The 20,083-nt window shown below is 68.0% G+C and carries 16 protein-coding genes; 6 read left to right on the top strand and 10 right to left on the bottom strand.

Annotated elements, in window-relative coordinates; translation table 11 throughout:
* The first annotated feature begins 144 nt into the window (after nucleotides 1-144).
* Nucleotides 145-762: an NAD(P)H-dependent oxidoreductase gene (locus ABL312_RS12545; protein WP_349357715.1), complete on the top strand. Its 618-nt coding sequence runs from the start codon at nucleotides 145-147 to the stop codon at nucleotides 760-762.
* A gap of 676 nt (nucleotides 763-1,438) precedes the next feature.
* Here ABL312_RS12545 and ABL312_RS12540 read toward each other — a convergent pair.
* Nucleotides 1,439-1,687: a hypothetical protein gene (locus tag ABL312_RS12540; RefSeq protein WP_349357714.1), complete on the bottom strand. Its 249-nt coding sequence runs from the start codon at nucleotides 1,685-1,687 to the stop codon at nucleotides 1,439-1,441.
* Between the two features lie 171 nt (nucleotides 1,688-1,858).
* Here ABL312_RS12540 and ABL312_RS12535 point away from each other — a divergent pair, with 171 nt between their 5' ends.
* Entirely contained in the window at nucleotides 1,859-2,965 is a 1,107-nt protein-coding gene (locus ABL312_RS12535; protein ID WP_349357713.1) for a DUF2336 domain-containing protein, read from the top strand.
* 78 nt (nucleotides 2,966-3,043) lie between these two features.
* Here the strand turns inward: ABL312_RS12535 and ABL312_RS12530 are convergent, their stop codons facing one another.
* The 4 genes from ABL312_RS12530 to ABL312_RS12515 form a co-directional block, all read right to left on the bottom strand.
* A complete protein-coding gene (locus ABL312_RS12530) occupies nucleotides 3,044-4,297 on the bottom strand; it encodes an amidase (RefSeq protein WP_349357712.1) in 1,254 nt (417 codons plus the stop codon).
* A 134-nt stretch (nucleotides 4,298-4,431) separates the two neighbouring features.
* Entirely contained in the window at nucleotides 4,432-5,505 is a 1,074-nt protein-coding gene (gene ppk2, locus ABL312_RS12525) for a polyphosphate kinase 2 (protein ID WP_349357711.1), read from the bottom strand.
* Between the two features lie 199 nt (nucleotides 5,506-5,704).
* Complete coding sequence (locus tag ABL312_RS12520) at nucleotides 5,705-6,214, bottom strand: BA14K family protein (protein ID WP_349357710.1); 510 nt, start codon at nucleotides 6,212-6,214, stop codon at nucleotides 5,705-5,707.
* Between the two features lie 119 nt (nucleotides 6,215-6,333).
* Entirely contained in the window at nucleotides 6,334-6,936 is a 603-nt protein-coding gene (locus ABL312_RS12515) for a BA14K family protein (RefSeq protein WP_349357709.1), read from the bottom strand.
* A gap of 265 nt (nucleotides 6,937-7,201) precedes the next feature.
* Between ABL312_RS12515 and ABL312_RS12510 the strand changes: the two genes are divergently transcribed.
* The 4 genes from ABL312_RS12510 to ABL312_RS12495 all read left to right on the top strand — a co-directional run bounded on the left by ABL312_RS12510 (nucleotide 7,202) and on the right by ABL312_RS12495 (nucleotide 11,065).
* Entirely contained in the window at nucleotides 7,202-7,966 is a 765-nt protein-coding gene (locus tag ABL312_RS12510) for a DUF2470 domain-containing protein (RefSeq protein ID WP_349357708.1), read from the top strand.
* Nucleotides 7,967-8,162: 196 nt separating this feature from the next.
* Nucleotides 8,163-9,038 carry an alpha/beta hydrolase gene (locus ABL312_RS12505; RefSeq protein WP_349357707.1) on the top strand — a complete coding sequence of 292 codons (876 nt, stop codon included), beginning with the start codon at nucleotides 8,163-8,165 and terminating at the stop codon, nucleotides 9,036-9,038.
* Between the two features lie 5 nt (nucleotides 9,039-9,043).
* Nucleotides 9,044-9,802 (top strand): sulfite exporter TauE/SafE family protein, encoded by a 759-nt coding sequence (locus ABL312_RS12500; RefSeq protein WP_349357706.1) that lies wholly within the window; start codon nucleotides 9,044-9,046, stop codon nucleotides 9,800-9,802.
* A 129-nt stretch (nucleotides 9,803-9,931) separates the two neighbouring features.
* Nucleotides 9,932-11,065, top strand: a complete 1,134-nt coding sequence (locus tag ABL312_RS12495; RefSeq protein WP_349357705.1) for an endonuclease/exonuclease/phosphatase — start codon at nucleotides 9,932-9,934, stop codon at nucleotides 11,063-11,065.
* Between the two features lie 43 nt (nucleotides 11,066-11,108).
* Here the strand turns inward: ABL312_RS12495 and ABL312_RS12490 are convergent, their stop codons facing one another.
* The 5 genes from ABL312_RS12490 to ABL312_RS12470 all read right to left on the bottom strand — a co-directional run bounded on the left by ABL312_RS12490 (nucleotide 11,109) and on the right by ABL312_RS12470 (nucleotide 20,041).
* Entirely contained in the window at nucleotides 11,109-12,872 is a 1,764-nt protein-coding gene (locus ABL312_RS12490; RefSeq protein ID WP_349357704.1) for a methyl-accepting chemotaxis protein, read from the bottom strand.
* A 399-nt stretch (nucleotides 12,873-13,271) separates the two neighbouring features.
* Complete coding sequence (locus ABL312_RS12485; protein WP_349357703.1) at nucleotides 13,272-16,874, bottom strand: hydantoinase B/oxoprolinase family protein; 3,603 nt, start codon at nucleotides 16,872-16,874, stop codon at nucleotides 13,272-13,274.
* Nucleotides 16,875-17,056: 182 nt separating this feature from the next.
* On the bottom strand, nucleotides 17,057-18,364 hold the full coding sequence (locus ABL312_RS12480) for a TRAP transporter large permease subunit (protein ID WP_349357702.1): 1,308 nt from the start codon (nucleotides 18,362-18,364) through the stop codon (nucleotides 17,057-17,059).
* A 5-nt stretch (nucleotides 18,365-18,369) separates the two neighbouring features.
* Complete coding sequence (locus ABL312_RS12475) at nucleotides 18,370-18,903, bottom strand: TRAP transporter small permease subunit (RefSeq protein ID WP_349357701.1); 534 nt, start codon at nucleotides 18,901-18,903, stop codon at nucleotides 18,370-18,372.
* 151 nt (nucleotides 18,904-19,054) lie between these two features.
* A complete protein-coding gene (locus ABL312_RS12470) occupies nucleotides 19,055-20,041 on the bottom strand; it encodes a TRAP transporter substrate-binding protein (protein ID WP_349357700.1) in 987 nt (328 codons plus the stop codon).
* Between the last annotated feature and the right edge of the window lie 42 nt (nucleotides 20,042-20,083).

Here is a 20,083-nt window from a genome sequence, read left to right as displayed (position 1 = left end):
GGCGCTCCGCGTTGGCCGGTCGCGGTCGCGTCGGCTGAAAAGATTGTTCGAGAAAACTGACCTAATCAAGCGTTTCGAATTGCGTATATCTCCATAACGAGAACGGCGATGGGACTCGCCCGCAACCCGATATGGAGTATCCCGATGACATCTCCCCTGTCCGTCCTGAAGGTCGAATCCTCCGCGCGCCGCGAGGGGTCCGTGACCCGGCGCCTCGCCGACCGTGTGATCAGCGAGCTGGCCGCCGGCCCCGCCGGGCTCGATGTGGTGACGCGCGACGTCTCGCTCGGCCTGCCCGTGATCGACGAGGCTTGGGTGGCGGCCAATTTCACCGATCCGGCGGAGCGCACGGCGGAGCAGAAGGCCCGGCTGGCGCTGTCCGACACGCTGGTCGCCGAGGTGAAGGCCGCGGATGTGCTGGTGATCGGCGTGCCGGTCTACAACTTCGCGATCCCCGCCGCGCTGAAGGCCTGGATCGACCTGGTGGCGCGCGCCCGCGAGACCTTCCGCTACACCGAGAACGGGCCCGAGGGTTTGATGACCGGCAAGCGTGCCATCGTGCTGCTCGCCTCCGGCGGCACGCCGGTCGGCTCGGAGATCGATTTCGCATCCGGTTACCTGCGCCATATTCTCGGCTTCATCGGGATCACCGATGTGACGATCGTCGCGGCGGACGAACTGATGTTCGCCGGCGAGGAGCGCATTCTGGAGGCCGAGCGAGGCGCGGAGCGCGCGGTCGAGGCGTTGTCCGCGGCCGCCTGAGCGGTTGCCCCCCCCCGGGGCCGAAACGTCACGGACCCGGAAGGGCGCCACCGTCGCGGCAAACGCGCCCGAGGGCCGCAAAACGCGCCCCTTCATCCCAGTCCAATGACATGGTCGCCCGCCGGGAGGCGAGCCTCAGGGCGGGGGCAGTCGCCGGGCGCTGTACGCAAGGTGTGCCTGTCCGCGACGCGACGGCACGTCCCATGTCACCGGGACGCTGCGCCGGGCCGTATGTCCATGAAGGATCGTGGCGATGAACTGCCGGAATGGACTGCGGAGATGACCGGCCGATGAACCATGCTGAAGGAGTGCCGATGGCATCGTGACGCCCGGCATCCCCTCCGTAGGCGAACGCGTCGGCGTGACAGACCAGCGCCGCGCGCCCGAACGCCGGGCGCGCGGCAAGTGGTATCGATGCCCGGCATGACGCGAGGGGGCCGGTGGTCCCACCGGGATGCGTCCGCCCGGCATGGTCCCCGGGCCAGCCGAGCCGGCCCGAGCGAGCGTCATCGCGATTTGACGGATTTTCTTGTTCTTCTTCGGATATCTGTGTTTGCGCGTCACGTCCGCGCCAGGGCCACGTCTTTCCTTGTGAACCCTGCATTGGACGGACGGGGAACTCCCCGTCCCGTCGGGCGCTACGCCACCGTTCGAGCGATCGGATCGGTGAGAGCGATCAGATCACCCCGACCACGATGGCGGCGACGAAGCCGAACGCCACGCAAACAGCCAGCACATTCAGATTGCGGACAAGTGTCATTGTCTGGCCTCCCGCACTCTTTTCAACCCTGCCATGGTACGTGACGCAAAGGGGGCGGCAAAGAAAAAAAGATGCTGCGATGCACCCGCCGGCGCGATCAATCGATCGCGCGTCGCCGAACTTCGGGAACAAGGTCCCGCGCGAGCGAAATGCGTTGTCGCCCAAGTCGTTTGCTTTTCTCGAGAGGACTCAGGACAGTGACGGATCGCCGAATGGGGGAAGTCCGACCGGCGGCAACCGGTAATGGTCAGAGCTTCCCTAGAGTCATCTGCAAATTAACGAGAATGAAACTTGCGCTCCCCATCCTTGTGTAAAACGGGTTGTAGGGGACTGCAGATGAATGCGGCGCAACTAGAGCAGTTGGCGCGCAACGGATCCGCCTCGAGCACAGGCGCGCTTGTCGCAGCCCTCGCGGAACTGTTTTGCACGGCCGAGGAAGACGAGCGCGAACGGGTCAGCCTGATTTTCGGCGACATCGTCATGCGCGTGCTCGACCGGGTGGAGGGCGAGGCGCGCTGCGCGCTGTCGAGCCGGATCGCGGGCGAGGCCAATGCACCGAAAGAGGTGCTCAAGACGCTCGCCAAGGATGACGACCTCGAGGTCGCGCTCCCCGTTCTGGAGGGCAGCGAATCTCTGGACGACGACGATCTCGCGGCAATCGCGGAGGTGGTGTCGGACGATCACCTGATGGCGCTGGCCAAGCGCAGCGACGTGCAGCCGTCGCTCGCCAAGGTGATCGCGCGCAAGGGGGACGCGCCGCATCTGCATACGCTGACGCGCAACCACGACGCGGTTTTGTGCCCGGAGTGTTTCGACACGCTGGTGGCGCGCGCGCGGCGCGACGAGACCCTTCAGGAGGCGCTCGCCGAACGCGAGGACATGCCCAAGCCGGCCGCCGCGCGGCTGGTCAGCTTCCTGTCGCGCGAGCTCACCCAGCGCGTGAAGGATCTCAATTCCAACGACACGCTGGTGAAGGCCATCGCCGAAAAGGCGGCGCGCGAGGTCGAGATCCAGTTGCGCGAGTTCAAGGGCGCCAAGTCGAAGACCGACCAGCTCATCGAGGGCGCGATCGCCGGCAGCGTGCCGATGGACAAGGCGCTGACCATATTCGCGGACAAGGAGCGCGCCTTCGAGATCGCCCGGCTGCTCGCCGGGCGTATGGGCTGGCCGGAGAACGTCGTGGTGCCGCTGATCACACGCGAGGACGACCTGCCGCTCATGTGCCTGTGCCGGCTGAGCGGCGTCACGCCGGAGGCCTACATGAAGCTCGCGCGCATGCGCGGCAAGCGCATGCGGCTGTCGTCGTCCGTCGCCAGCGAGGCGATGCGCCGCTACGCGGAACTGACCGACGACAAGGCCCGGGCGCAATTCACCGCCATGGCCAAGAAACTTCGGCTGCCGGCCAACCTGCCGACGAGCGCCGGCTCCCCGACAAGCCACTGACTGTCGGGGCCCGAAGCCGGTCGCGACGCGCGGGCGGCGACGCATCCCGGCGCGAGACCGGGTCGCGCGGCCGGTCCGTCACATGTCGCGCAGGCGTTCCTCCAGCCAGCGGCCGGCCAGCAGCGTCTTGCGATCGGCCCCGATCGCGCCCACGGCCTGCATGCCGAGCGGCAATCCCGCATCGTTCACGAGACCCGGCACGTTGAGCGCCGGCGCGCCCATCAGCGTCCAGACCCGGTTGAAGACGGAGGACCCGGTGGAGGCCAGTCCGAGCGGCGCGGCACCCGGTGCCGAGGGCGTCATCAGCACATCGACGGTGGTCATCAGATCGGCGAAGGCCCTCCGGGCGCTTGCGGCCGTCTCCTGCGCCGCGTCATAGGCCTCGCCCGAAATCGCCGCGCCCGCCTCCAACGTCTCGCGCAGGACGGGGCTGATCCTGTCCGGGGCGAGATCGGTCTCGGCGGCCAGCGCGCGGGTCGCCTCGTAGTCCTGAATGGTCTGATGCGCGGCGAAGGCCTCGCGGAAGATCGGCGGCAGGGCGATGCGCGTCACCGAGGCGCCGGCGCGCTCCGCGCTCTGGCGCACGCGCTCCTGCGCGGCCTCCATGTCCGGATCGGCCTCCGCGAAGGGTTGCGGCTCGACGAGACCGATGCGCGGCGGGGTCGCCACCTCGCCGTCGATGCGCCAGTCGCGCCCGGCGAGAATGCCGGCGCCGAAGGCGACATCGGCGACGCCGGCGGCGAAGACGCCCAGCGTGTCGAGCGACCAGGAGAAATACTTCACGCCGGCGATGGGCAGGCGGCCGAAGGTGGGCTTGAAACCGGCGATCCCGCAAAAGGCGGCCGGGCGCACCACCGAGCCGCCGGTCTGGGTGCCGAGTGCCAGCGGAAAGAAACCGGCCGACACGCCGGCGGCCGACCCGGAGGACGAGCCGCCCGGCGTGTGGTCGAGGTTGCGCGGGTTGCGCGTCGGGCCCGGCTGGAAGAAGGCGAACTCGGTGGTCACCGTCTTGCCGAGCACGGCGGCCCCGGCCCGGCGTGCGAGCGCCACGACGGCCGCGTCGACCGCCGGGCGGGTCTCGGCGTGGATGGGCGAGCCGTAGGTGGTGATGCGGTCGCCGGTGTCGATGTTGTCCTTGACCCCGAGCGGCAGGCCGGCGAGGGGCCCGCGCGCCCGGCCGGCGGCGGCGCGGGCGTTCGCGACGTCGTGCTGCACGAAGGCGCGCACCTCCGGCTCGCGTGCGGCGATGGCCCCGTCGATCTCGTCGTACAGGGCGTCGACGGTCAGGGTGCCGCTCTCCAGACGGCGGGCGAGGTCGAGGGCTGACAGCATGAATTCCTCCCGAATGTGGCTCGTGATGATGCCCATTCGGGAAGGAACTTCAAGCACTCAGGCACGGGCGAGGGCGCATGCGGCGGCCTCCGTGCCGGCGCGGCCCCCCGGTGACCCGGCCCGGTGACCTTGCGTCAACCGCCCCGCTTGCGCTCCGGATGCAACGTCTTGCCCAGGATATGCGCGTCGCGCCCGATCACATGGGAACTCGCCCCGACGATGAGATTGTCCGGTCCGCGCACCACCGAGGCGTTCTTGTTGGGATAGGGCAGGCTCGCCAGAAAGTGCTGCATGCAGTTGAGGCGGGCGCGCTTCTTGTCGTCGGACTTGATCACCGTCCAGGGCGCGTCGGCGGTGTCGGTGTAGAAGAACATCGCCTCCTTGGCTTCCGTGTAGTCGTCCCAACGGTCCATCGAGGCGCGGTCGATGGGCGAGAGCTTCCACTGTTTCAGCGGATCGGTCTCGCGGGCCCGGAAGCGACGGCGCTGCTCCTCGCGGGAGACGGAGAACCAGTATTTGAACAGCCGGATGCCCGACTGGCACAGCATCTGCTCGAACTGCGGGCATTGTCGCATGAAGTCGAGATATTCATTGGGCGAACAGAAGTTCATCACCCGCTCGACGCCGGCGCGATTGTACCAGGAGCGGTCGAAGAACACGATCTCGCCGCCGGACGGCAGCCATTCGATGTAGCGCTGGAAATACCACTGCGAGCGCTCGCGGTCGCTCGGCTTGTTGAGCGCCACGACACGCGCGGCGCGCGGGTTGAGATGCTCCATGAAGCGCTTGATCGTGCCGCCCTTGCCGGCCGCGTCGCGGCCCTCGAAGAGGATCACCACCTTCTGTCCGGTTTCCTCCACCCAGCGCTGCGCCTTGAGAAGCTCCACCTGAAGCGCCGCCTTCTGGCGCTCGTAGACCTTGCGGCGCATCTTCACCGCGTAAGGGTAGTCGCCGGTCTCGAAGAGCTGGCGCACGGCCTGCGGGTCGTGACGCATGTCGGCGAGCGTCTGGCGCCGCCGGATGCCGGCCTCGATCGCCGCGCGGTGGCCCGGATCGGAGGCGTTCGCCGGGAGGTCGTCCGCCGCGACGTCTTCCGGGACGGCGGTCGCCGTGTCCGCCTGGAGCAGCGTTTGCGCGTCGGTTTCCGCCTCCGTCTCGGCGATGGGGTCGATGGGTGCAGTGTCCTTGGTGTTTTTCGTTGCCGGCATGGTGTCCCCGCATGGTCTGTGTCCGGCCCCCGTCCGTTGTGGCGGGAGTATGGAAGGCGGGTAGCACGCGGGCGTGATTCTGTCGTTGATACCGCTCAATCCGGCATGACACCTTCGGCCAAGGGGTTGGCCGGCGCAGCTCCCGCGCGCCGGCTGCCGTCGTTGCCTTGCCCTGCCTCTCCGTGTCCGGACCACCGGCTCAGCGGCACAGCTTCTGCACGCCGGAATAGGTGGTGAAGGTGCCGGTGCGCGGGTTGAAGCTGCGGTACTTCGCATCGCAGTAGCGGTACCACTCCGCCGTCCACGGGGCGGGGCGCTGCTGACCGACCACGACCGGGGCGGCCGGACGGTAGTGCGGCTGGGCCGCCGGATAGGCCGGGCCGTAGCGGTGGGGATGCGGCGGCACATAGACCGGGTCCGGCGCGACCGGCTGCGGCGCGGAGAGAACCGATCCCAGCATGGCGCCGGCGGCCAGCCCGATCACGCCGATGGCAAGCGCGGCGCCCAGATCGTCGTTCTTCTTGTGACGGCGATGGACGCGCTGGTCGCGGTGGCGGTGCGGCCTGTGGACCTGATGATGGCCGCCGCCGTTCTTCCAGTGCTTGCGGCCGCCGCCGGCCTCGGCCGGGGTGACGCTCGGCAGGACGAGGGCGCCGGCGAGCGTGGCGGCGATGAGCTTTGCGGGCAGGGACGAGACGAGGCGGGTCATGAACGGGCTCCTTCGCGGGGATTGCGGATGCTCAAGTCTGTCGCGAAGGTGCCACGTGCCCCTTGAACGGCCCGTGAGAGGGCCGTTCATCTGGCGTTCAGGTGATCCGGCCGGGCGGATCAGCGGCAGAAGCGGTAGCGGCCCGAATAGGCGAGGTAGTGGCCGGTGCGCGGATTGAAGCTGCGGTATTTGCGCGAGCAATAGGCGTACCATTCCGGCGTCCAGGGCGCATGGGCGCCGCGCCGCGCGCGGTAGACGCGTCGGTCCGCCACATAGGGCGGATTGAGCGCCTGGCTGGCGATGATGCCGGTCGCCAGGCCGATGACCCCGGCCGCCGCGGCGCCGCCGCCGCCATAGCCGAAATAGACGCCGCTGCCATAGCGCGGGCCATACCGGGGATAGGGGCGATAATAGCGATAGCCGGGGCGATAGACGCGGTAGCCGGGGCGATAGACCGGAACCGGGCGGTAGACGGGAGCCGGCCGGTAGATGCGGCGATGGCGGTAGATCCGCTGGCCACGCGGCACGGGACGCCGGTCGATGATCACCACATCGCCGCCGCCGTATCCGGGTTGCAGGACCGTGTCCGGCTGGGCGACGGCCGGCGCGGCGCCGACAAGGGCCGCGCCCGCGAGCGCCAGGGCGCCGGCGGCGGCACCCCCCAAGGAACGGCAAAGGGAGCGGGAGAGGGAGCGGACAAGTGAGCGGGAAAGGGCGGTCATGCGCGAACTCCTTTCGCATGTCTGACGAGGGCGCGGAGACATCGATGTGTCCACCCCCCGGACCCTTGTCCATGGACCGACCGTATTGTGGCGAGACCGTGACCCTGCGGCAGGCCTCGGGATTTCACGTAGCGCGGGGGGAGGGCGTGCGGGCAGCGCCGAGGGGACAGGGCGCTCAGAAAGAGCGGTCCCGGGGCGACGCGCGATTGCATCCGCGCGCCCGGGCGGGCAAAACGGGCGTCGCACCACAAGCGGGAGATCGGATGTGAGCGAAGAGAGCGAAAAAAGCGTGATCCGACCGACGGATGACGAGGCGCGCGCGCTGGCGAAGCGGCTGATGCGCACCGCGCGTTTCGCCGGTCTGGCGGTGCTCGATCCCGAAACCGGGGCGCCCTTCGCCTCGCGCGTGGCGCTGGCCAGCGAGATGGACGGCGCGCCGGTCATGCTGATCTCGCAGCTCTCCCATCACACCCGCGCGCTCGACGCCGATCCGCGCTGTTCGCTGCTCGTCGGCGAACCCGGCAAGGGCGACCCGCTCGCGCACCCGCGCCTGACGCTGGTCGGGCGCGCCGAGCGGATCGCGCCCGACACGCAAGCGCATCGCCATGCGCGTCGGCGCTACCTGATGCGGCACCCCAAGGCGAAGCTCTATGTCGATTTCGCCGATTTCGCCTTCGTGCGGCTGAACATCGAGCGCGCGAGCCTCAACGGTGGCTTCGGCAAGGCCTATGAGCTCGTCGCCGACGACGTCCTGTTGCCCGCCGATGGCCTCGACGCCTTTCAGGAGATGGAGGTCTCCGCCATCGCCCACATGCACGAGGATCATCTCGACGCCGTGCGGCTCTATGCGGAGAAGCTCGCCCGCGCCGGAGCGGGCGACTGGTATCTGTCCTCGCTCGACCCGGAAGGGCTGGATTTCGTCGACGGCGACCGGGTGGCGCGGCTCGTCTTCGATGCCCCGCTGGCCGCCCCGCAGGACCTTCGCGCCGTGCTGGTCGACCTTGCGCAGCGGGCGCGGGCGCGGGCATGATCCGCAAGACCTGCGATGCGGCATGCCGCCCGCTCCTCGGACGGGTCGTCCACCGCGATCATCCGACGCGGTCTGCCGCGATCTTCAGCGGCCGTTTCTTGATTTGCACAGGGAGTTCCGACGCGTGACGCTTTCCACCTCTCGCCGCCCGTGTCGCCGCCCCTGTCGCCGTATGGGGGTCCGTTTCGCGCCGGTCTTGGCGATCTTCGCGATCTGCGCGGGCATTTTCGCGGCGCCGGCCGCCGCGCAATATCGTCTGGCCCCCTTCAAGGACCGGCTGTTCGACTATCCGGCGATGCTGTCGGGCAAGCCGAACGACGCCTTCGTGATCGTCGACTACGACAAGCGTCGCGACATCCACCGCCGCGACAAGGTCTGGGAGCGGCAGGTGCATGGCGAATACGTCTCCATGCGCCCGCGCCGCAGCCAGGAGGACCTGACGCTTCAGGCCAATGGCCGGACCGTCTCCTACATGCGCGTCGGCACCCCGCGCGGCGCCAGGTCGATCGTGATTTACGTGCATGGTCAGGGCGGTAACAGATTTCAGGGAATGAATGATGTCAGCTTCGGCGGCAACTTCAACCGCATCAAGAACCTGATGGTGCGCAACGACGGCGTCTATCTGACGCTCGACGTCAAGGACTTCAAGGCCGGCGGGGCGGCCGACATCAAGGCGCTGATGCGGCACTATCTGGGGCAGGCGGCTCAGGACGCGCGCGTCTATGTCGCCTGCGGCTCGATGGGCGGCTTCCTGTGCTGGCGGCTCGCCCGGGACGGCGACGCGGCGCGGATGATGGGCGGTCTGCTGCTGATGGGCTCGACCTGGGATCCGTCCTATCTCGACAGCGCCACCTTTCGCGCCGGCCGCCTGCCGATCTATTTCGGTCACGGCAGCTGGGACGAGGTCTACGACTGGAAGCGGCAGGCGGCCTTCTACGAGCGGCTCAAGGCGCGCGCGCCGCGCTATCCCGCCCGCTTCGTCCTGTTCGAGACCGGGACCCACGGCACGCCGATCCGCATGACCGACTGGCGGCTGGTGCTCAACTGGATGTTCGCCGCGACCGGGCGGTAAGGACCGTGCCGGACGGGCTCGCCCTCTACACGCCCGCCCAGCTTGCCGCCGTTTTCGCGACGCTCGGCTTCGCGGCCCTTGTGAAGGGAACGACCGGCCTCGGCTTTTCCACGACGGCGCTGCCGCTTCTCGTTCTCGCCGTGGGACTGGAACAGGCGCTGGCCCTCGTTCTGCTGCCGTCGCTCACGAGCAATGTTCTCGTCATGCGCAGCGCCGGCCATTTCCGCGAAACGCTCGTCCGCTTCTGGCCGATGTTCGCCGCGACGGTGCCCGGAGTCGTCCTCGGATTGTGGATTCTTGGCGGCACCGACACGGCCTATCTGGTGATGATCCTCGGCCTCGTTCTGGTCGCCTACGCCCTGCACGGGCTGACCGGCGCGCGTGTCGCTCTGCCGGAGAAAACCGCTCGGCGACTGCAACCGGCGAGCGGCTTCTGCACGGGGCTGATCAACGGGATGACGGGCTCGCAGATCATGCCGCTCCTGCCCTTTCTCTTGTCGCAGCACCTCACGCCGGATCGGCTGGTTCAGGCGATGAACATCTCGTTCACGCTCTCCAGCCTGATCATGGTCGTCGGGCTGTCGCATCTGGGGCATCTGACACCGGCGAGCCTTGCGGTCTCGGGCGCCGGGCTGCTGATCGTCCTCGCCGGGACGATGCTGGGCGCGCGGGTGCGGCGTCGGCTGTCGCCGCAGGCCTTTCGCGTCGCGGTGCTTGCACTGTTGCTCGTCCTGGGGGCCGGCCTCGTCGCGCAAGCCCTGTGACCGCGTGTCCGTCGGTCTCTGTGGGGCCGCACGGATCGGGCCCGGGCAAGCTTGTGATTGACGGCCTGTGGGATGCACCCGAAAGTTGCTTTTCGGACCTTTGCGCGGGAGCATGACGGAGGGCGCGGCATGGACAGCTTCAAACTCACCGCCTGGAACATCGAGCACTCCGACAAGCTGCTTGACGGGCTGACCGATGCCGATCCGGCAAGGCGGGCGCGGGCGGAAGATCGCCGCGATGCCATCGCCGCCGAAATCGCCGCCCTCGACGCGGACATCCTGCTCGTCACCGAGGGGCCGAACGGGGAGGCGCGGGCCACGGCCTTCTTCGATCTCGTCGCGCCCGGCTACCGGGTGGTGACGCGCGGCACGACGGATCGCGAGGCCTACGGGATGCGCGGCACGGATGCGACGACGGGGCGCCAGTGGATCTGGTTCCTGCTGCGAACCTCCGCGCCGATCTCCGGCACGCTCCTGCATCTCGATCGCTGGCAGGCCCTGACGGAGGCCAATTCCGACGGGGCGCATGCGCGGGGACGCTGGGACGTCTCCTATCCGAAGTCGGTCGGCGACGCGCTCGAATTCGACATCGACCGCAACCACGGCCACTGGCGCCACCCGCAGGTGCTTCTGGCCGAGATCGGCGGCGCGCGGGTGGAGGTGATCGGCGCGCATCTGAAGAGCAAGTTCACGCGCACGGGCAGCAGCGGTTCGCCGTCGGACGACGACTTCTTCGCCAACAATCCGAAGCTCGTCGCCGAGTTGATCAAGGCGCGCACCAAGATCACGACCGAATGCGCCGACATCCGCCACTATATCGACGCGCGCTTCGCGGCGGACGCGAGTGCCGCGATCATCGTCGCGGGCGACCTCAACGACGGTCCCGGCAAGGAGCGGATCGAGCGCCGCTTTCTCTATCACGACCTGATCGGCGCGCTGCAGGGGGAGGTGTTTTTCGCCCGCCGGTTTCTCAATCACGCGCTGTTCGACGCGCCGGAGGACGAACGCTGGTCGGTCCGCTTCCGCGACCGGCTCGATCCGGGCCGCGATCCGCACATCCTGCTCGATCACATCCTGTTCTCGCAAAGCCTGACGGGAAACCGGCAGGTCGAGCCCTTCGCCTATCGGGCGCGCGCCGGAGGCGGGTTGGTGGAACACGCGGTGCATCACGCGGTGACGGGGCCGCGCCCCGCGCATGCGATGACCAGCGATCACAAGCCGGTGTCGATGGTGTTCGACAGGCGCGCCGTGGCCCAGGTGTGAAGTCCAGGGCGGCCGGTCGCCTGACGCGGCCGCCCGTGAGTGATCATGCCGCGCGGATGTTGGCGAGGAAGGTGTCGAGTTCGCCGCGCAGCGTTTCCGACTGTTTGGCGAGCCCTTCCACCGTGGACAGCACCTGGCGCGCGCCGGCGCTGGAGTCGACCGCGCGTTCGCGCACCGTGCTCATGGTGCGGGTGATGTCGGCACTGCCCGCCGCCACGTCCCCGACGTTGCGCGCGATCTCCGAGGTAACCGCCGTCTGCTCCTCGATGGCCGAGGCGATGGCCGAGACCTGACCGTTGATCCGCTGCACCGCCTCCACGATGCCACCAAGGGCTGCGCCGGTGTCGGCCGCGCCCGACTGCATGGCGCCGACCTGCCGGCTGATGTCGCCGGTCGCCTGTCCGGTCTGGCTGGCGAGCGCCTTGACCTCGCCGGCGACCACGGCGAAGCCCTTGCCGGCCTCCCCGGCGCGCGCCGCCTCGATGGTGGCGTTGAGCGCCAGCAGGTTGGTCTGGTCGGAGATGTCGCTGATCAGCCGCACCACGTCGTCGATCCGCGCGGCGGAGGCGGCGAGATCCGCGACCGTTTCGCTTGCCCGGCCCGTGTCGTTCGAGGTCGCGCCCGTCGTCGCGAGTGCCGCGCTGACCTGCCGGCTGATCTCGCCGATGGAGGCCGACAGTTCCTCCGCGGCGCTTGCAACGCTCTGGATGCCGGCCTCGGACTGCTCCGCCGCGGCGGCGACGGTGCCGGCGCTCGCCGAGGTTTCCTCCGCATTGGCGGCGAGCACATGGGCGGCCGCCTCCAGTTCGCGGATGGCGACGCCGATCCCGTCGGACACCTGCTTGACGGTCGCTTCCAGACTGTCGGCCAGACGTTGGGTCGCGGCGCGCTTCTCTTCCTCGATGCGCGCTTCCTCCTCGCGCGCCTGCTCCTGCAGGCGCTGGATCTCGATGGTCTTCTCGCGGAAGTCCTCGAAGGCGACGGCCAGTTCGCCGATCTCGTCGCGGCTGGTAATGCGCAGTTCGACGGAGGTGTCGTTCTGGGCAAGCCGGTTGAGCGCATTGACCACGAGCCGCAGCGGACGGCTGATGCCGAAGACCGCGATGACGACCGCCAGCCCGCCGCCGACGACGAGTGCGATCGTGGCGACGATCGCCATCAGCTTCAGCGCGCTGCGCTCATGCGCCCGGGCGGTCTCGCTGGACTCCGCCATGAACCGGTCGAGCTCTTCGGTGAGCAGGGTGAGCTCGCGGTTGAGCCGGGCCTGCTCGATCTCGATATCGCCCGCCAGGCGCTCGGCGGCGGCCATGTCCTCGGCCCGGATGTGCCCCACCACCGCATCGAGATGGTCGGTGTAGGTCGCCTGCTCCGCCTCGATGCGTTTCAATTGCGCCAGAACGTCGCGATACCTGGCGCGATTGGCCTCGGTCACGGCAAGCGCGATGCCCTTCTCCGCGATGCGCTCGGCGACCAGGATTTCCTCGCCGACCGTTTTCGCCAGCGCGGCGAGCTCGCGCGTCAGCTTCTCGAAGTCCGCTTCTGCCTCGCCGCTGGGGATGCGGCTGACGCGCAGAAGGCGCTCCAGAACGAGGGCCTGTTCGAGCTGATGCAGGCTGACCCGCGTGACATTGCTGGTGAGCGGCACGGTCTCGTCGGCGATCTCGTCGAGTTCCTTGCCGATGCCCTGCATCTGCACCAGTCCGACGCCGGCCACCAGCAGGAGCATGGCGCCGAGGAAGGCCACAAGGCCGAGGATCTTCGCGGTGATCGACCGCAGTCGTGACGGTTTGGTGGATGTGTGCCCCATCGCTTGCTCCCTGGGGTCGGGCGCACGGGCCGCGACCCGCCCGTTGGCCGGCTTCAATCGGATAACGTAAGGGCAATTGCGCACCCAAGAGGTTAAAGACTCATGATTGCAATTGCGGAGCATCTGTTTCTTTTTTGAGGCGGTACTTTTCCGTGTATCGAAAGATAAAATTTAAATAAAATTGATTTAAATAATAACTGTTACTTTTGTCATTGAAATTTCCGTCCGGGCCCGGTGGTTCCTGTCGCAATTGCGGGTCCGGGGCGCAGGCGGCGGCCGGCGCGCGCGCCCGGCTGCGCGCAGCGTCCCGGTTCCCGAATTCTGGTGGCCGAAACGAAAACGCGGCGGGTTCGGGCCCCGCCGCGTTCACCAGAACCTCTATCAAAGCCCGATTTCGACTCAGGCCTTGCCCCAGCCGCCGGCCGTCGGGGTGATGACGGTGACCGCCTCGCCGGCCTTGAGAACCGTCTGGTCGCAGCCTTTCAGCTCTTGCGTCGTGCCGTCGAGACGGCGTACGAGCGTGCGGCCCAGTTGGCCGTCACCGCCGCCTTCCATGCCCTTCGGCGGCAGGGTGCGGTGGGAGGAGAGGATCGCCAGATCCATCTCCTCGAGGAAGCGGATCGTGCGCTTCGTGCCGTTGCCGGCCGACCATTTGCCCGTGCCGCCCGAGCCCGCGCGGATGTGAAAATCCTCCAGCAGGACGGGGTAGCGGAACTCCAGCACCTCCGGGTCGGTGAGGCGGGAGTTGGTCATATGCACATGCACCCCGTCGGTGCCGTTGAACCCGGGACCGGCCGGCGAGCCGGAGCACAGCGTCTCGTAGTATTGATAGGTGTCGTTGCCGAAGGTCAGATTGTTCATCGTGCCCTGGCTGTTGGCCATCGCCTTCAACGCGCCGAAAAGCGCGTTGGTGACATGCTGCGAGGTCTCCACGTTGCCGGCGACGACGGCGGCCGGATAGGTCGGCTTCAGCATGCAGCCGTCGGGGATGACGATGCGGATCGGCCGCAGGCAGCCGGCGTTCATCGGAATGTCGCCCTCCACCATCACGCGGAAGCAGTAGAGCACCGCCGCGCGGGTCACCGGTTCCGGCGCGTTGAAGTTGTTGGGCATGACGTCGGAGGTGCCGGTGAAATCGACCGTTGCCTCGCGCCGGCCCTTGTCGACGGTGATCTTCACCCGGATCGTCGCGCCCTGGTCGGTGGCGTATTCGAAGGAACTGTCGGTAAGCGCCTCGATCACCCGGCGCACGCTTTCCTCCGCATTGTCCTGTACGTGGCCCATGTAGGCCTGCACGACGTCCAGGCCGAAATGCCCGACCATCTTCCTGAGTTCCTTCACCCCCTTCTCGTTGGCGGCGATCTGCGCCTTCAGGTCGGCAACGTTCTGGGTCACGTTGCGCACCGGCCAGGGGTGGTCGGTCAGCAGCTTCACCAGCGCCTCCTCGCGGAAGCGGCCCCGGTCGACGAGCTTGAAGTTGTCGATCAGCACGCCTTCCTCGTCCACGGTGGTGGCGCGCGGCGTCATGGAGCCGGGGGCGGAGCCGCCGACGTCGGCGTGGTGACCTCGGCTTGCCGCCCAGAACAGGATTTCCTTGCCCTGATCGTCGAAGACCGGGGTGACAACGGTGATATCGGGCAGATGGGTGCCGCCGTTGTAGGGGGCGTTCAATGCGAACACGTCGCCCGGCGCGATGTCGCCGGCGTTGAGCTTGATGACGGTCTCCACCGAACGGTCCATGGAGCCGAGATGCACCGGCATGTGCGGCGCGTTGGCGACCAGCGCGCCGGAGGCGTCGAAGACCGCGCAGGAGAAGTCGAGCCGCTCCTTCACGTTGACCGAATAGGCGGTGTTTTGCAGCGTCACGCCCATCTGCTCGGCGATCGACATGAAGAGGTTGTTGAACACCTCCAGCATGACCGGATCGGCCTTGGTGCCGATGGCCTCCGCGCGCGTCAGCGCCTCGACCCGGCGCAGCACGACGTGATCCTTGGCGGTGATCTCCGCCTCCCAGCCCGGCTCGACGACGATCGTCTGATGCGGCTCGATGATGAGGGCCGGGCCCTTGACCCGATTGCCGGGCTTGAGGCTCTCGCGGTCGAAGAAGCCGGCGTCGTGCCAGTCGCCGTCGGCGAAGATCTCGCCGGTCTCCCGGGGGGCGGGGCGGGCGTCGTCGAGGGCCGCGTCGGATTCCGCGATGCCGGAGCCGCCGCCGACCGCTTCCACTTCCAGCGCCTCGACGACGATGGGCTTGTCGTCATAGACGAAGCCGAATTGCGCGCGGTGGGCGTCGGCGAAGGCCGCGACCATCGCGTCGATGTCGCCGTTCGCGTACGGAACGGCAATCGGCGTGTCGGTGCCGTCGTAGCGCAGCAGCGCGCGCGGCACGTCGGCGATGCCGTCGGCCGGCACGCCCTGGCTCGCCACCTCGGCGCGGGTTTCTGCCGTGAGCCGGGCGACCAGATCGCCGAGTTCGCCGAGCGCGGCCGGCTCCAGCCGCTTGACGACCGCCTGCTGGCGGGTGGCGCGGATGTCGGCGAGCCCCATGCCGTAGGCGGAGAGAATGCCGGACAGCGGATGCACGATCACCGTCGACATGCCGAGGCTGTCGGCCACCGAGCAGGCGTGCTGGCCGCCGGCGCCGCCGAAGCAGGTGAGCGCGTAGTCGGTGACGTCATAGCCGCGCTGGACGGAGATCTTCTTGATGGCGTTCGCCATGTTCTCCACGGCGATCTTCAGGAAGCCTTCGGCGACTTCCGCGCCCGTGCGTCCGTCGCCGATCTCTTCGGCCAGCGCGTCGAATTTCGCCACCACCGCGTCGCGGTCGAGCGGCTCGTCGCGGCCGGGGCCGAAGATCTTCGGGAAGAAATCGGGCCGGAGCTTGCCGACCATGACGTTGGCGTCGGTGACGGCGAGCGGGCCGCCGCGCCGGTAGCACGCCGGGCCGGGATTTGCGCCGGCGCTGTCCGGGCCGACCTGGAAGCGGCCGTCCTTGTAATGCAGGATCGAGCCGCCGCCGGCCGCCACCGTGTGGATCATCATCATCGGCGCGCGCATGCGCACGCCGGCGACCTCGGTCTCGAAGGCGCGTTCGTATTCGCCGTTGAAGTGGGAGACGTCGGTGGAAGTGCCGCCCATGTCGAAGCCGATCACGGCATCGAAACCGGCCATCTTCGAGGTTTCCACCGCGCCGACGACGCCGCCGGCGGGACCGGAAAGGATCGCGTCCTTGCCCTGGAAGAGGTCGGCGGCCGTCAGACCGCCGGACGACTGCATGAACATCAGCCGGCAGTCGGTGCCGTCGAGCTGAAGCTCGCTTGCCACCTGCTCCACGTAGCGGCGCAGGATCGGCGAGAGATAGGCATCGACCACGGTCGTGTCGCCGCGCCCGACGAGCTTCATCAGGGGCGAGACCTCGTGGCTCACCGAGACCTGCGGGAAGCCGATCCGGCGCGCGACCTCGGCGACGCGGGCTTCGTGCGCGGGATGGGCGTAGGCGTGCATGAAGACGATCGCGAGCGAGCGGATGCCGTCGTCATAGGCGGCCTTGAGATCGCGCTCCACGGCGGCGAGGTCCGGCTCGGCTTCCACCGTGCCGTCGGCGCGCACGCGCTCGTCCACCTCGACGACCTTTTCGTACAGGAGTTCCGGCTTGACGATCTCCTTGGCGAAGATCTCGGGGCGTGCCTGATAGCCGATCTCCAGCGCGTCGCGGAAGCCTTTCGTCGTCACCAGCAGCGTGCGGTCGCCCTTGCGCTCCAGCAGCGCATTGGTCGCGACCGTGGTGCCCATCTTCACCGTGGCGATCCGCTCGGCGGGGATGCGGGTCTCGGCATCGATGCCCATCAGGTCGCGAATGCCCTGGATGGCCGCGTCGCGATAGGCTTCCGGGTTTTCGGACAGGACCTTGTGCGCCTTGATGGCGCCCTCGGGGGTGCGGGCGACGATGTCGGTGAAGGTGCCGCCGCGGTCGATCCAGAAGTCCCACTTGCCCGTCGTCATGCTGCGTCTCTCCCTTGTGTGTCCGGCTTGCCGGGCGCGGGCGCCCGCTGACTTGAATGCGCTGTCGTCGCACACTTCAATAATTTATCGATAATTTGTCAACGTAATTCCGCCCGGGATGCTCCGCCGATCCCGGTGCGGGCGGGCGCGGACCGGCGGCGCTTGCGCCGGCCCGCGTCGCGTTACGGTTGGCTGCGCATGTTCTCCGGCAGCCAGGTGGCGATCTCCGGAACCGCGATGACGATGAACACCATCAGCAGCATGATCGCGAACATCGGCAGCGCCGCCTTGGAGATGTAGCCCATCTCGTGGCGGGTGATGCCTTGCAGCACGAAGAGGTTGAAGCCGATCGGCGGCGTGATCTGCGCCATCTCGACCACGATCACGACGAAGATGCCGAACCAGATCATGTCGATGCCGGCCGCGCGCACCATCGGCTCGACCACCGCCATGGTCAGCACCACGGCGGAGATGCCGTCCAGGAAACAGCCGATGATGATGTAGAAGACCAGCAGCGCCATCAGCAGTTCGAAGCGCGACAGCTCCATCCCGCCGATCCATTCCGCCATGCCGCGCGGCAGGCCGGTGAAGCCCATGGAGAGCGTCAGGAAGGAGGCGCCGGCCAGGATCAGCGCGATCATCGCGGAGGTCCGCGTGGCGCCCATCAGGCTCTCGGTGAAGGTTTTCCAGGTGAGCGATCCCTGCCAGGCGGCGAGCACCAGCGCGCCGATGACGCCGATCGCCGCCGCCTCGGTGGCGGTGGCAAGCCCTGCGTACATGGAGCCGATCACGGCGAGGATCAGCATCATCACCGGGATCAGGAAGCGCGCGTTGTGCAGCTTCTCCAGGAAGGTCATCCCGGGCTCGGGGTCGGGCTTGTAATTTTTCGACAGCTTCGCGTAGATCGCGACATAGCCCATGAAGAGCCCGGCCAGCACCAGCCCCGGCAGGACGCCGGCCATGAACAGCTTGGTGATGGATTCGTTGATGGTCACGCCGTAGACGATGAGGATCAGCGAGGGCGGGATCATCAGCCCCAGCGTGGCGGCGCCGGCGAGCGTGCCGATCACCATGTGTTCGGGATAGTTGCGCCGTCTCAGTTCGGGGATCGACATCTTGCCCACGGTGGTGAGCGTGGCGGCCGAGGAGCCCGACACGGCGGCGAACACCGTGCAGCCGACAATGTTGGTGTGCACCAGCCCGCCCGGCAGGCGCGCCATGAAGGGCGACAGGCCGCGGAACATGTCCTCCGACAGTCGCGTGCGGTAGAGGATCTCGCCCATCCAGATGAAGAGCGGCAGCGCGGTCAGCGTCCACGATGAGGACGACGCCCAGATGACCGTGATCATCGCATCGCCGGCGGGACGCGAGGTGAAGAGTTCCACGCCGACGAAGGCGACGCCGACCAGCGCGAGGCCGACCCACACGCCGGTGCCGAGCAGCAGGAACAGGACGAAGAGAAACAGGATGACGGGGGCAAGCGCTTCCATGGGCCTTACTCCCCGTGGCTCTGTTCGACCGTGTCGGACGTGATGCCCGGGTCGCCAAGAAACAGCATGCGGATGAAATGGTCGGTCATCGCGATGGCGAGCAGCACGGAGCCCGCCGCCATTGCGGTCTGCGGGATCCACAGCGGCGTTGCGTCCTGTCCCTGGCTGATGTCGTTGAACTTCCAGGACCAGTAGGTCGCCTTGATTGCATAATGGGCGACGAACCAGGTCAGCGCCGAGCCGATGGCGAAACACCAGATCTCCATCCAGCGCCGCTTGTCCCCCAACATGTTCAGCACAAGGCTCACCCGGATGTGCGCGCCGCGGTTGAGCGCATGGGCGAAGGCGAAGAAGGAGGCCGCCGCCATGGCGTAGCCGGCATAGCTGGTGGCGCCTGGAAAGGTCAGTCCGGTCCAGCGCGCGACCATCTGGCCGACGATGATGGCGAGGATCGAGACCAGGCACAGGGCGGCCAGGATGCCGCCCAGCAGGTAGAGGCCGTCGAGAAGGCGGCGCAGGCCGCGCCCAAGGGAGGTCATGGGGTCGTCCGCTCACGAGCTGTCGTCGGCGCGCGGGCGCGCGACGGATCTGAAAGATCGGGTCTTGGGAAACGTGCCACGCGACCGCGCGATGCGCGGCGGCCGGGCGTTGCCCCCGGCCGCCGCCCGTCGGCGGTCCGTCAGTGGCGCGTCACATCGCCTTGTAGGCGTCGACGATGGCCTTGCCCTTGTCGCCGGCCGATTCCAGCCACTCGGCGGTCATCGCCTCGCCGATCTCGGCGAGATCCGCCTTGAGCCGGTCGCTCGGCTTCTCGACCGACATGCCGTTTTCGGCGAGGCCCTCGAGCGTGAAGGTCGTGTAGGCCTTGGCCTTTTCCAGACCGGCGGTTTCCGCGGTCTCGGCGCAGGAGGCGAACACGGCCTTGGTCTCGTCGGACAGGCCGTCCCAGGCGTCCTTGTTGACCATCACCGCGTTGCGCGGCAGCCAGGCGTCGACCTCATAGAAGTGGGAGACGTTTTCCCACAGCTTGCGGTCGTAGCCGGTGGCGCCGGAGGAGACCATGGATTCCGCGACGCCGGTGGCGAAGGCCTGCGAGACTTCCGCCGCCTCGATCTGGACGGGCAGCATGCCGGTCAGTTCCGCGAGCTTGGCGGTGGCGGCGTTGTAGGCGCGGAACTTCAGCCCCTTCATGTCCTCGACCGAGGTCACTTCCTTGTTGAAGTACATGCCCTGCGGCGGCCACGGCACGGAGTAGAGCAGCACGAGGTTCTGCTCCGCGAGCGCCTCCTCGATCGCGCCTTCGGCCGCCGACCACAGCTTGACGGAATCGTCGAAGGAGGTGGCGAGGAAGGGGATGCTGTCGACGCCGAACAGCGGATCCTCGTTGGCATGCGCCGACAGGAGCCGCTCGCCGATCTGCACCTGGCCGGTCTGCACCGCCCGCTTGATCTCCGCGCCGCCGAACAGGGCGCCGCCGGGATGGGTGACGATCTCGATGTCGCCGCCGGTGCCCTCGGTCACGCAGGCGGCGAATTCCGCGCCGTTCTCGGAATGGAAGTTCGAGGCCGCATAGGCCATCGGCATGTCCCATTTCTCCGCGGCCGCCGGCAGGGCGGAGGCGGCGAGAAGGGCGGCGGCGGACACGAGTCCGACGGTGGATTTGGGGGTGGCTGTCATCTTTGTTCTCTCCTCCAACGGCCCGCGCCAGGATCTTGTGGC

The sequence above is a fragment of the Stappia sp. genome (genome assembly GCF_040110915.1).
Classification (GTDB): domain Bacteria; phylum Pseudomonadota; class Alphaproteobacteria; order Rhizobiales; family Stappiaceae; genus Stappia.
Note: the sequence above shows the minus strand (reverse complement) of the source record. Positions and strands in the feature narration are given on the sequence as shown.

What these genes read in the sequence shown, in the direction of transcription:
- ABL312_RS12530 (WP_349357712.1), bottom strand. Translation starts at nt 4,297, where the DNA reads ATGCTGTCAGCCCTCGACCTCGCCCGCCGTCTGGAGAGCGGCACCCTG.
- ABL312_RS12495 (WP_349357705.1), top strand. Translation starts at nt 9,932, where the DNA reads ATGGACAGCTTCAAACTCACCGCCTGGAACATCGAGCACTCCGACAAG.
- ABL312_RS12480 (WP_349357702.1), bottom strand. Translation starts at nt 18,364, where the DNA reads ATGGAAGCGCTTGCCCCCGTCATCCTGTTTCTCTTCGTCCTGTTCCTG.
- ABL312_RS12470 (WP_349357700.1), bottom strand. Translation starts at nt 20,041, where the DNA reads ATGACAGCCACCCCCAAATCCACCGTCGGACTCGTGTCCGCCGCCGCC.
- ABL312_RS12520 (WP_349357710.1), bottom strand. Translation starts at nt 6,214, where the DNA reads ATGACCCGCCTCGTCTCGTCCCTGCCCGCAAAGCTCATCGCCGCCACG.
- ABL312_RS12475 (WP_349357701.1), bottom strand. Translation starts at nt 18,903, where the DNA reads ATGACCTCCCTTGGGCGCGGCCTGCGCCGCCTTCTCGACGGCCTCTAC.
- ABL312_RS12485 (WP_349357703.1), bottom strand. Translation starts at nt 16,874, where the DNA reads ATGACGACGGGCAAGTGGGACTTCTGGATCGACCGCGGCGGCACCTTC.
- ABL312_RS12490 (WP_349357704.1), bottom strand. Translation starts at nt 12,872, where the DNA reads ATGGGGCACACATCCACCAAACCGTCACGACTGCGGTCGATCACCGCG.
- ABL312_RS12545 (WP_349357715.1), top strand. Translation starts at nt 145, where the DNA reads ATGACATCTCCCCTGTCCGTCCTGAAGGTCGAATCCTCCGCGCGCCGC.
- ABL312_RS12515 (WP_349357709.1), bottom strand. Translation starts at nt 6,936, where the DNA reads ATGACCGCCCTTTCCCGCTCACTTGTCCGCTCCCTCTCCCGCTCCCTT.
- ABL312_RS12535 (WP_349357713.1), top strand. Translation starts at nt 1,859, where the DNA reads ATGAATGCGGCGCAACTAGAGCAGTTGGCGCGCAACGGATCCGCCTCG.
- ppk2 (WP_349357711.1), bottom strand. Translation starts at nt 5,505, where the DNA reads ATGCCGGCAACGAAAAACACCAAGGACACTGCACCCATCGACCCCATC.